The sequence below is a fragment of the Erythrobacter sp. SN021 genome, assembly GCF_021864455.1.
The window spans coordinates 129,107-140,967 of the sequence record NZ_JAKKUW010000006.1 but is presented as its reverse complement, the minus strand read 5'-3'; the positions used below and the strand labels follow the sequence as shown (position 1 = coordinate 140,967).

The window sequence follows — 11,861 nt, the reverse complement described above, 5'->3', positions numbered from 1 at the left end:
AGGAGGCGATGTTCGATGCCAGATTGCGCCCGCTGATCGATCCGCCGCTCAACCGGCTCGGCCGGATACTGGCGGGCTGGGGCGTAACTGCGAACACTCTGACATTCGCAGGACTTGCGCTGGGGCTGGGCGGCGCGGCGGCGATCGCTTTCGGGCAGTTTGCGCTCGGCCTCGCACTCATCCTCGTTAATCGCCTTTTCGACGGTCTCGATGGCGCCGTCGCCCGCGTCCACGGGCCGACGGCGCTGGGCGGTTACTTCGACATCGTCGCCGACTTCGCTTTCTACGTCTCGATCCCGCTGGCCTTCGGCTTATTCGACCCGGCGAACACGCAGGCGGCGCTGGTGCTGGTGGCCAGCTTCGTTCTAACGGGCGTGAGCTTCCTCGCCTTTGCTGTAATCGCTGCCGAGCGCGACGAAAGAACTGCGGCACATGGGCAGAAGAGTTTCTTCTACTCGACCGGGCTGGCCGAAGGGGGGGAGACCATTGCCGTGTTAATCGCCCTTGCGCTGTTCCCGGCGTGGTTCGTGCCGATCGCCTATGGCTATGCCGCGCTGTGCCTGCTGACCGTGTTCCAGCGCAGTGCGCTAGCCGTGATCCAGTTCAGGGATTGAGCCGCGCGGCCACCGCCTCGCGCAGCTTGGCGATCCGCGCGGCATTCGCACCGAGGTCGCTGACGCCCACGCGCGAGACCGAGCGGAAATCGATCTGCCCATCGGCAATGCGGGCCACGACATCGTCCTTGAAGCCGAACCAGAAGGTTTCGGCGACGCCTTCGACGCGGCTGTTGGCCATATCCGAAGTGACATCGTGGAAGCCCAGTTCCATCATGGATGCGGCCACGGCGACCATAACGTCTTCCGTGCTTGCCGAACCCGTGGGCAGCGGCACGAGGTCGGGATAGGCCTGCGCAATCACTTGCGCGTGCGACTGGTTGGCGAGCGGGGCTTCGCTGTTCGCCCACATCTCCAGCTCGCCCAGCGGCGTCGTATAGTCGTTGAGCGGATTAGCGTCGCTGGTCGCTCGCGCATCCAGCGTTACTTGCGAGAACGCCGGCGGGTTATCGACATCGGTCGCGACGTCGTGAATCGGTGGGATATCGGCGGCCTGCCCGCGAACATAGGCCAGCGTGCCGAAGATACCCAGCGGGACCAGCAGCGCGAGCAGGGACAGCCGCCAGCCGGTCCGTGGTTGGCGGATCAGCACGACGATCAGCGAAACCAGCGCAATCAGGGCGACAATGCCGAGCAATACCGGTCCCGCCTGTATCGTCAGGGTGATAAGGCCCGTGCGCCAGCCCCACAGGCCGAATTTGGTGCCCAGCGCCGCCACGGCAAAATAGACCGGCAGCAAAAGCGCGAGAACAAGGGCGAGACGGCTATGCCAGGGCGAGTGTGTCATGCCGACCTTGTAGCGCCCCGCAAACGCGCTGCAAACCGGGGCGGGCGCGCTTGCCTTCAGACGAAGGCCGCCGCCTGCGGTCCAGCCCGGCCTCCGCTCCCGCTTTTCATGGCAAGCGACCGCGCCGAGCATGGCGGATCATTGGCTATCCGACGCTGCGAAGCTTGCCGAAGAGGGCGGGGAGGGGTTCGGAGGCGAGGTCCCTGCTCATCGCTTCCACAACGGCGCGGGGCACCGAAATCTGCTCCGAGAAGGCGCGACGTTCGCTGAGCCCCACCGAGATTTCGTAAGCTCCGGGCTCGACGGTGAATTTGCCGTTGGTCTCGAAGTGGCCCAACTGATTGCCGCCAAGTTCGAACATCAGATTGCAGCTCTTACCGGCGTCCAGAGATATTCGCTGGAAATCCACCAGGGTACGTTCGGCGGCGCCGCGATCGATGGGGCGCCGGAGATAGAGTTGGACCGTCTCCATCCCTTCGCGTTCGCCGACATTGTGCAGGATACTGGTCACCACGATACGGTTGTGACCAAGCTCTATTCTCGGCTCTTCGATGCGAAACGGGGAAAAGCCCAGCCCATGACCCAGCGGGAGACCCTCGCGGGAATTGTCGATCAAGGCAACGGGCAGGCGCCCACGCGGCGCGAATGCCCCGGTCAGCACTTCGGCGATGGCATGGCCGGACATGCTGCCCAATTGCCCCGCATGAAGAACGCATGACAGTTTACTTCCCAGTATGTCCGGATCGAGCGGATGCGATCCGAGAGTGACCAGAATGGTATTGCGATTGGCGGAGCGCAGTCCCTCGAGCAGGTTACGTTGTGCCTCGCCCAACTCTGCCATGGCGCCAAGCACGGCAATCACCGTTTGCGATCTGCGCGCGGCTTCGCTCGCCAGGCCGATCGCCATTCGGTCGGCGGGCGCCAACCGGCCGGGATCGGAACCACCCTGGCGCAATGCCAGGCCGGGAACATATTTATAAGCGATCCCCAAGGCATCGAACCCGTCCGTCAGGCTGGCCCCTTCCCTGCCGGAGGACCCGGTCGGCAGCGCGCGATCGGTAGCGGCCGGGCCAACCACAACTATATCGCCCGAATCGATCCCCAGCGGCAGGAGAGCGGGCTCGTTGCGTAGCAACACGATGGCATGGCGCGCCGCGTCCAGTGCCAGCGCGCGGGTTTCCTCCGCCTCTATCGCCCGGTCGGTGTGCCGATCCAGTCCCTCGCTGCTGAACAGGCCGAGATCATATTTGGCCCCGATGACCTTGCGTACCTCGTCGTCGATCTGGAACGGCGCGATACGTCCGTCTTCGATCGCTGCCACCATCGCGCCGTGAGGCAGCCCCTCGAATGGTCCGGACGCCATTTCGAGACCGGCTGCCGCAGCGATCTTCGACCATCCGGCAAGGTCCAGCCCCTCATAGCCTCCGGGCTCACCGATCGACAGGGAGTGTTCGCGGGAGCCATCGGCGAGATCGGGAAAGCCATGCGCCATGGCCCCCAGCGCGACACTGCCCGGATCGGAGATGCGCAGGACGCCGGCGATCAGGCGAAGCTTGTCACGCATTCGCCGCGTATCGCGCCGGACAGTCCAGGAAGGATCGTCCAGCCTAAGACAGGCGAGCAGCCCCGGTTCCCGCACATCTTCCGACTGGAAGCCACGCACCCAGGCCGCGGCCATCCGACGGGCGAGCAATTCTACCGATCCCCAGCAATCCGCCAGATCGCTGTCGGTAACACTCGTGCAAAGCGACACATCCGGCCCCAACAGCCAGTTCCGTCCGGCGGCCTGCGCCTCTCCGGCGATCAAGCGGGCCGAGCGCTCTGCCAGCTCGCAATCCCAGCTCGATGCGAAAGCGAAGGACGATGGCAATACCGCTGTTTCGCCGCGTCCGGGGGCATCGGCGATGAACAGTGGGATACCCAGACGGGTTTCCTCCACGGCGATCCGCTGGAAAGCGGCATATTCGCTCGACAACCCCCATCCGACGAAGCCGCCCAGATGTCCGCGCCGCAATTGATCGCGTATCTGGTGATCGTGGCTCGAATCCCCTGCAACGGGTGGACGTTGCAACACGAGCTGACCGACTTTCTCCTCCACCGTCATGATGGCGAGCAAGTCTTCGACGAAACGCTCGCGCTCGGCGGCGTGATCGGAGCGGCGGCGGGGCATGGCAGCCCCGCATCGCACGCAGTGGTAAACATCCCGTTTGGATGAGCACGATTATTGTCCAAGCATCTCTATGGGTCGATTTAGCTGAGCTGTGATTTACAGATATAAAAATACCTTTATATCTCCACCTGGAATGCGAACCGAAACCATCTTCCGTGCCCTTGCCGACCCCACGCGTCTGAGGATCATGCGCCTGCTGGGCTCGATGGAGCTTGCCGTCGGCGAGGTCGCGCAAGTGCTCGGTCAGAGCCAGCCCAGGGTTTCAAGGCATATCGGTATCCTGTGCGATGCGGGCCTCGCCGAAAGGCGCCGCGAAGGCAGTTGGGTCTTCCTGCGGGCCTGCGCCAACGCCGTCGAGGTGCCACCGCTGTGCACGGCGATCGCCGAATTGCTCGTGGAAGCCGAGCGGGCCGACGCCCAATTCGCCGAAGAGTGCGAACGCGATCGCCGCAAGCTTGCCGAAATCCGGCACCATCGCGAAAGCGAGGCGCAGGCCTATTTCAGCGAGCACGCGCATGATTGGGACGAACTGCGTCGCCTCCATTCTTCCGACGAAGCGGTCGAAGGTGCGCTGGCCGAGGCGCTTGGCGATGGTCCGCTCGGTCGCTTGCTGGACATCGGAACCGGCACCGGGCGCATGGCGGAGCTGTTTGCCGCGCGTGCCGAGCGTATCGTGGCGCTCGACAAGAGCCTGGCCATGTTGCGTGTCGCGCGCGCCAAGCTGCAGCACCTGCCGACCGAGACGGTCGAACTGGTGCAGGGCGATTTTTCCTCCCTGCCGTTCGCGCCCGACAGTTTCGATACTACCCTGTTCCATCAGGTGCTGCATTTCGCCCAGAATCCCGGAGCAGCGCTGGCCGAGGCAGCGCGCGTGACGCGGCCGGGGGGGCGGATCGCGATAGTCGATTTTGCTGCGCACCAGCGCGAAGAGTTGCGCGACCGGCATGCGCATGCCCGGCTCGGCTTCGAGGACAGTCAGATGGATAGCCTGCTGAGCGAAGCGGGTTTCGATGCCCTGACGCCGACGTCGCTCGGCAATGGAGAACTGGTGGTCAAGATATGGATCGCGCACCGGCGCGCCGAAAACAGGAAAGCAGCCTCGTGAGCCCGACAATCGACCAAATGCGCGAGGCCCAGCGCGCGCTCGAAACGCCGCTGTTTTCCGGCCTGTCCGGCGATATCGAAGTGAGCTTCGAGTTCTTCCCGCCCAAGAACGACAAGATGAACGAAACGCTGTGGCACAGCGTCGAAACCCTGGCGCCTCTGGGGCCACGTTTCGCGAGCGTCACTTATGGCGCGGGTGGGTCCACGCGCGAGCGCACGCACCAGCAGGTCGTGCGGATCCAGAAGGAAGCCCACATCCCCGCCGCAGCGCATCTGACGTGCGTCGAGGCCACGCGCGAACAAGTCGACGAGGTCGCCCGCCACTATTGGGACGAAGGTATTCGTCACATCGTGGCCCTGCGGGGCGATCCGCCCGATGGCGCGAGCAAGTACACGCCGCATCCGGGCGGGTATGCCAATGCCGTCGAACTCATCGCTGGCCTCAAGAAGGTCGCCGACTTCGAAATCTCGGTAGCCGCCTATCCCGAAGTCCACCCGGATTCCCCCGATGCGCAGGCCGATATCGACAATCTCAAGGCCAAGTTCGATGCCGGTGCCACGCGCGCGATCACCCAGTTTTTCTTCGATCCGCAGTGCTTCTTCGAATTTCGCGACAAGGCTGCGGCAGCGGGGATCGCGGGCGAGATCGTGCCCGGCATCATGCCGGTGCTCAGCTTCGCCGCTGTTCAGCGCATGTCGGGCCTGTGCGGCACGGCCATTCCGCACTGGATGGAAGGGCTGTTCGACGGCCTCGACGACCGGCCCGAAGCGCGCAAGCTGGTCAGCGCGACCATTGCCGCGGAATTGTGCCGCCGCCTCTATGCGGGCGGGGTGCGCCAATTCCATTTCTACACTCTCAACCGCGCCGAGCTGAGCTATGCGATCTGCCATATGCTCGGCCTGCGCCCGAAGGTCTGACAATGTCCAAGCGCGAAGACTTCGTATCCGCTGCGAAGCGGGGCATCCTCATCAAGGACGGGCCTTACGGAACCGAGATCCAACGCGCGAAACTTTCGCCCGAGGATTATTCCGCCGGCACCTCGCTGGAGCAGGACCAGAAGGGCAATAACGACCTCGTCAATCTGACGCAGCCGCAGGTGATCCGCAAAATCTGCGACAGCTATATCGATGCCGGGGCGCATATTCTGGCGACCAACACCTTCAACGCCAACCGGATCAGCCAGGCAGACTACGGCGCCGAGGGGCTGGTCCATGAAATCAACGTCGCCGCTGCGCGGATCATTCGCGATGCGGTCGACGCGCGCACCGACGGTGTGCCGCGCTTCGTCGCCGGGGCGGTGGGGCCGACCAACAAGACGCTGTCGCTTTCGCCCGATGTCGAGGATCCGGGTTTTCGCGAGGTGAGTTTCGACGAGATCGTGGAGGTTTATGTCGAACAGTGCCGCGCGCTGGTTGAGGGCGGGGCCGATTTCATCCTGATCGAAACCGTGTTCGACACGCTTAATTGCAAGGCGGGGATCATGGCGGTCAGACAGCTCGAGCGCGAGCTCGGCCGCGAGATTCCACTGATGATCTCGTTGACGCTCACCGATCTTTCCGGGCGTAATCTGTCGGGTCATACGGTCGAGGCGTTCTGGTACACGGTGCGGCATGCGAAACCGCTGACCATCGGGCTCAATTGCAGTTTCGGCGCGGAACAGCTTCGGCCGCATGTGCAGCTTCTGTCCGACATCGCGGATACCTGGCTGATGGCCTATCCCAATGCGGGATTGCCGAACGATCTCGGCGAATATGACGAGGTGCCGGAAACCACTGCCGCGCTGACGAAAGTCTGGGCGCAGAATGGCCGTGTGAATGTTCTGGGCGGATGCTGCGGCTCGACACCCGCCCATATCGCGGCCATGGCCGCGGCCGTCGAAGGTCTCTCTCCGCGCGCGGTGCCGAAGGTCGCTCCCGACATGCATCTTGCCGGCCTCGAACCTTTTACGCTTGCCGCATGACGGCGCACGATCCGACGAGGGCGGTGGTCCGCGAAGCCTGTGCCGACGACGCCGACAGGTTGTCGCTGGTCGCCGATGCGACCTTTCTCGAAACCTTCGCAGGAATGATCTGCGGCGACGCGCTGGTGGCGCATTGCGAGCGGGCACATGATCCCGGTTTTCTCCGCGACCTTCTGGCCGCGGGCGCGCGGGCATGGCTGGCGGAAATCGACCGCGCGCCGATCGGCTACGCCCTGCTTATCGAACCCGAACTCGAAGCCGCGTGCGACGGCGATATCGAACTCAAGAAGATCTACCTCCTGTCCCGTTTCCACGGTAGCGGGATCGCCCGTCGGCTGTTCGATGCGGCGCTGGCCGGGGCGGCGGGCCGAAAACGTCTGCTGCTTGGGGTGAAGAACGACAATCATCGCGCGATCGCCTTTTATACCAAACAGGGTTTCCGGCAGATCGCCACGCGCCGTTTCGATGTCGGCGGAACTCTTTATGACGATGTCGTGCTGGCGCGCGCCATCGAGCGGACCTGATACCATGAACGATCTCTCCACCGCCCGTTTCGTCAATATTGGCGAGCGTACCAATGTCACCGGCTCCGCCCGGTTCAAGAAGCTCATCATGGCGGACGATTACGAGACCGCCGTCGAAGTCGCGCGCGATCAGGTCGAAAACGGCGCGCAGATAATCGACGTAAATATGGACGAAGGCCTGCTCGACGCCGAAAAGGCGATGACGACCTTCCTCAAGCTGATCGCCGCCGAGCCCGATATCGCGCGGGTTCCAGTGATGATCGACAGTTCCAAATGGGACGTGATCGAAGCCGGGCTGAAATGCGTTTCCGGTAAGCCCATCGTCAATTCGATCAGTATGAAAGAGGGCGAGGAGGAATTCCTCGCCCATGCGCGGAAGTGCATGGATTTTGGCGCGGCGGCCGTGGTCATGGCTTTCGACGAGACGGGGCAGGCCGACACCAAGGCGCGCAAGGTGGAAATCTGCGCCCGCGCCTACGAGCTTCTGACAGGTATCGGCTTCCCGCCCGAAGACATCATCTTCGATCCCAATATCTTCGCCGTTGCAACGGGTATCGAAGAGCACGACCGCTACGGGCTCGACTTCATCGAGGCGGTGGCCGAGATCAAGGCGCGCTGCCCGCATGCCAAGACGTCGGGCGGCCTGTCCAACCTCTCCTTCAGCTTTCGCGGCAACGAGACCGTGCGCCGCGCGATGCATTCGGTGTTTCTCTATCACGCGATCCCCGCCGGACTCGACATGGCCATCGTCAATGCGGGCCAGCTCGACGTTTACGACCAGATCGACCCGACCCTGCGCGAGGCGTGCGAGGATGTGATCCTGATGCGCCGCGTGGATGCGACCGAGCGGCTGATCGAGCTTGCCGAGAGCTACAAGGGCAAGAGCGCTGCGGACGAAAAGGCGGCCGAGGAGTGGCGCGGCTGGGACGTCAAGCGCCGCCTCGAACATGCGCTGGTAAAGGGTATCGATGCCCATGTCGTCGCCGATACGGAAGAGGCGCGCGAACTGGTTGCGGCATCGGGAGGGCGCCCGATCGAGGTCATAGAAGGCCCGCTGATGGACGGGATGAATGTGGTCGGCGACCTGTTCGGTTCGGGCAAGATGTTCCTGCCGCAGGTGGTGAAATCGGCCCGCGTCATGAAAAAGGCCGTGGCCCACCTCATCCCTTTCATCGAAGCCGAGAAGGAAGCTTCGGGCCTGGCCGATCAGTCCAAGGGCAAGATCGTCATGGCCACGGTCAAGGGCGACGTTCACGATATCGGGAAGAACATCGTCGGCGTGGTTTTGCAGTGCAACGGTTACGAGGTAATCGACCTCGGCGTGATGGCTCCGTGGCAGAACATCCTTGCCGCCGCGAACGAGAACGGGGCCGACATGATCGGGCTTTCCGGCCTCATCACGCCCTCGCTCGACGAGATGGTGACGGTCGCCGAAGAAATGCAGCGCGCCGAAATGACCATGCCTTTGCTGATCGGTGGGGCGACCACCAGCAAGGTCCACACAGCGCTACGCATCGAACCGGCTTACGACGGGCCGGTGATCCACGTGCTCGACGCGAGCCGAGCGGTAGGGGTTGCCAGTCGCCTCCTTTCCGACACGCAGCGCGACGAATTCGTCGAAACGACCGCGGCGGAATACACGAAGGTGCGCGCTGCGCGCGAAGGCAAGGGGCAGAGCGTGCTCCTGAGCCTCGATGAAGCGCGGGCAAATTTCTTCGATGCCTATCTCAGCGACAAGGCTGCGCCCCCGCTCGAGCCCGGTGTCCATGCCTTCGATGACTGGGACCTCGCCGAGCTGCGCGACTATATCGACTGGACGCCGTTCTTCCGCGCATGGGAACTGCACGGCAATTATCCCGCGATCCTGACCGACGATGTCGTCGGCGAGACGGCGCGGCAATTGTTCGACGATGCCAACGCGATGCTCGACCGGATCGTCGCCGAGAAATGGCTGGTGGCCAAGGGTGTGGCTGGATTCTGGCCCTGCGCGCGCGACGGAGACGATGTCACCATTCACCGCGTCAATCGCGAAGAGCATGTCGTCCTCCCCTTCCTGCGTCAGCAGGTCAAGAAATCGCGCGCCCGGGCGAATATGTGCCTGGCCGATTTCATCGACCCGGCGGGCGACTGGATCGGCGGTTTCGCGGTCGGCATCCACGGTCTCGAGCCGTATTCGGCGCGGTTCAAGGACGACAAAGACGATTATTCGGACATCCTCCTGAAGGCGCTGGCCGATCGCTTCGCCGAAGCCTTCGCCGAGCGGCTGCACCAGCATGTCCGCACCGATCTGTGGGGCTATGCTCCGCAGGAACAGCTTACCAACGAGGCGCTGATCAAAGAGCAGTATCGCGGCATTCGCCCGGCGCCGGGCTATCCGGCCTGCCCCGATCACAGCCTCAAGCCGATCCTGTTCGACCTGCTCGATGCCGAAGCGAACACCGGCATCACGCTGACCGAAAATTTCGCCATGTATCCCACGGCGGCGGTCAGCGGGTTCTATTTCGGCCATCCCGAAGCGGAGTATTTCGGGGTGGCGCGGATCGGGCGCGACCAGTTGGAAGACTATGCGCGGCGACGCGGCGTGGACATGGCGACGGCGGAAAGATGGCTCAGGCCCAATCTCGATTGAGGAGCGACACCCTTCGAGCGTATCACGTCCGGGCCGAGGTGCGGCTTGCCCCGCGCCATCAGAGGGCGTTTTCCCGAGCGAACCGATGACGCCGTAGCCAGGGTTCGGCGAACCGACACGGCAATGGTTCGTATGATCGGGCTGTCATTTGTCGGGGGCGAACCGGGTTCGGTCTCAACTCGCGATTGACCGCGCGCGTACAATCGCGCAGGGCATACCGCGTCGGCTGTGGGAGCGATTCTGCGGCGGGCACGCACGGGAGAGATCGGGTGGCAGCGGCCATCCGGCGCCGAAGGAGCAACCGCCCCGGAAACTCTCAGGCTACACGGACCGTGCGGGCCATCGACACTCTGGAAAGCGCCCGGCGTTCACCGGGCCACCGAAGGGGTAAGCGTGCTCATCTGCGCGTCAGTCTCTCAGGTTTCCCGACAGAGGGGGCATGGGTTTTATGTGCGCGCACCGGCAAGGGGCGCACCCATGCTTGCGAGGGACGGGACTTGAGCGACGATACCGAAGACCAGATTGCCGAAATCGAAACGCTGCCGCTGGATGCCTGGCATCGCCGCAAGGGCGCGCGCATGGTGCCCTTCGCGGGTTATCATATGCCGATCCAGTTCGAAGGCATCGTGGCCGAACACAATTGGACCCGGCAGCAGGCGGGCCTGTTCGACGTCAGCCATATGGGTCAGTTGCTGGTCAGCGGGGAAAGGGCCGCCGAGGAGCTTGAAAAGCTGCTGCCCGGCGCGATCGCCTCGCTGAAGCCCGGCAAGGTGCGCTACTCTCTGCTGGTCGATCAAGATGGCGGCATCCTCGACGACTTGATGGTCACCAACGCCACCCCCTGGATCGACGGCGACGAGGAGGAAGGCACCGAGGGGCATTGGGGCGAACCGGCCTATTACCTCGTGGTCAATGGCGCGACCAAATGGGACGATATCGCCCATTTGCGCGAACACCTCGATGACGATGTGACGCTCACCCACATGGACGACCATGCGCTGATCGCGTTGCAGGGGCCGAATGCGGCGACCGCGCTCAACCGGGTGATGCGCAATGTCATCGACGACATGGTCTTCATGGAAAGCGTGGTTCACGATTTCGGCGAATGGCCGCTGCGCATCACGCGTTCCGGTTATACTGGCGAGGACGGTTTCGAAATTTCGGTCCCCGCCGAATTCGCCGAAAGCCTTGCCGACCGTCTCTGCGCCGAAATCGAAGTGCGCCCGATCGGCCTGGGCGCGCGCGACAGCCTGCGTCTCGAAGCGGGCCTCCCGCTCTATGGCCATGACATCACCACCGAAACCGATCCTGTATCCGCCGATCTTGGCTTCGCGCTGACCAAGCGCCGCCGCGAGGAAGGCGGCTGGATGGGCCACGACAAGGTGATGCAGGTGTTCGAGAGCGGCCCGGCGCGGAAACGCGTCGGTCTCGCCATCGAAGGCCGTATGCCCGCGCGCGAAGGCGCCTCGATCTATTCCGGCGATACGCAGGTGGGCCGTGTCACCAGCGGCGGCTTCTCGCCCACGCTCGAGCGGCCCATCGCCATGGGCTATGTCGACACCCGGTTCGCCGAAGAGGGAACCGAACTCGAAGTCGAGGTTCGTAACAAGAGATTACCGACGAAGGTGGCCAAGCTTCCTTTCGTCCCCCACCGCTATCACAGAGGAAAGTGAGAGATGGCCCGATACTTCACCGACGAGCATGAGTGGATCGATGTCGAGGGCGACACGGCCACCGTTGGCATTACCGATTATGCGCAGGGACAGCTGGGCGATATCGTCTTCGTCGAACTGCCGGGTTCGGGCACCACGCTTAGCAAGGGTGGCGACGCGGCGGTTGTCGAAAGCGTCAAGGCGGCAAGCGACGTCTACGCCCCGATCGACGGCGAAGTGACGGAAGCCAACGAGGCGCTGGAAGACGATCCGGCATTGGTCAACACCGCGCCCGAAAGCGATGGCTGGTTTTTCCGCATGACCATTGGCGACAAGTCGCAGCTCGAAGGGCTGATGGACGAGGCCGCCTATAAGAGCTTCTGCGACGGGCTCTAACATTCGTCATCCCAGCGAAAGCTG

The 11,861-nt window shown here is 63.5% G+C and carries 10 protein-coding genes and 1 riboswitch; of the genes, 8 read left to right on the top strand and 2 right to left on the bottom strand.

Annotated features, from left to right (window positions below; genetic code table 11):
* The first annotated feature begins 8 nt into the window (after nt 1-8).
* Nucleotides 9-614: a CDP-alcohol phosphatidyltransferase family protein gene (locus tag L5849_RS13495; protein WP_236925999.1), complete on the top strand. Its 606-nt coding sequence runs from the start codon at nt 9-11 to the stop codon at nt 612-614.
* Here L5849_RS13495 and L5849_RS13490 read toward each other — a convergent pair.
* On the bottom strand, nt 604-1,533 hold the full coding sequence (locus L5849_RS13490; protein WP_236925998.1) for a DUF1499 domain-containing protein: 930 nt from the start codon (nt 1,531-1,533) through the stop codon (nt 604-606). The two genes, L5849_RS13495 and L5849_RS13490, sit on opposite strands and share 11 nt — an antisense overlap.
* 13 nt (nt 1,534-1,546) lie before the next feature.
* Complete coding sequence (locus L5849_RS13485) at nt 1,547-3,571, bottom strand: glycoside hydrolase family 3 C-terminal domain-containing protein (RefSeq protein ID WP_236925997.1); 2,025 nt, start codon at nt 3,569-3,571, stop codon at nt 1,547-1,549.
* A 133-nt stretch (nt 3,572-3,704) separates the two neighbouring features.
* Here L5849_RS13485 and L5849_RS13480 point away from each other — a divergent pair, with 133 nt between their 5' ends.
* The 7 genes from L5849_RS13480 (at nt 3,705) to gcvH (ending at nt 11,837) form a co-directional block, all read left to right on the top strand.
* On the top strand, nt 3,705-4,676 hold the full coding sequence (locus tag L5849_RS13480; RefSeq protein ID WP_236925996.1) for a metalloregulator ArsR/SmtB family transcription factor: 972 nt from the start codon (nt 3,705-3,707) through the stop codon (nt 4,674-4,676).
* Nucleotides 4,677-4,693: 17 nt separating this feature from the next.
* A complete protein-coding gene (gene metF, locus L5849_RS13475; protein WP_255704516.1) occupies nt 4,694-5,593 on the top strand; it encodes a methylenetetrahydrofolate reductase [NAD(P)H] in 900 nt (299 codons plus the stop codon).
* Nucleotides 5,594-5,595: 2 nt separating this feature from the next.
* Nucleotides 5,596-6,636, top strand: coding sequence for a homocysteine S-methyltransferase family protein (locus L5849_RS13470; RefSeq protein ID WP_236925994.1), 1,041 nt, complete (start codon nt 5,596-5,598; stop codon nt 6,634-6,636).
* The gene (locus L5849_RS13465) at nt 6,633-7,160 is read left to right on the top strand and encodes a GNAT family N-acetyltransferase (protein WP_236925993.1); all 528 of its coding nucleotides are present in this window, start codon (nt 6,633-6,635) and stop codon (nt 7,158-7,160) included. The genes L5849_RS13470 and L5849_RS13465 overlap by 4 nt, the downstream gene beginning before the upstream one ends.
* Before the next feature lie 4 nt (nt 7,161-7,164).
* On the top strand, nt 7,165-9,789 hold the full coding sequence (metH, locus tag L5849_RS13460; protein ID WP_236925992.1) for a methionine synthase: 2,625 nt from the start codon (nt 7,165-7,167) through the stop codon (nt 9,787-9,789).
* 246 nt (nt 9,790-10,035) lie between these two features.
* Nucleotides 10,036-10,132: riboswitch (glycine riboswitch) on the top strand.
* A 154-nt stretch (nt 10,133-10,286) separates the two neighbouring features.
* A complete protein-coding gene (gcvT, locus tag L5849_RS13455) occupies nt 10,287-11,462 on the top strand; it encodes a glycine cleavage system aminomethyltransferase GcvT (RefSeq protein WP_115415920.1) in 1,176 nt (391 codons plus the stop codon).
* Nucleotides 11,463-11,465: 3 nt separating this feature from the next.
* Nucleotides 11,466-11,837 (top strand): glycine cleavage system protein GcvH, encoded by a 372-nt coding sequence (gene gcvH, locus L5849_RS13450; protein ID WP_115415921.1) that lies wholly within the window; start codon nt 11,466-11,468, stop codon nt 11,835-11,837.
* Nucleotides 11,838-11,861 lie beyond the last annotated feature (24 nt).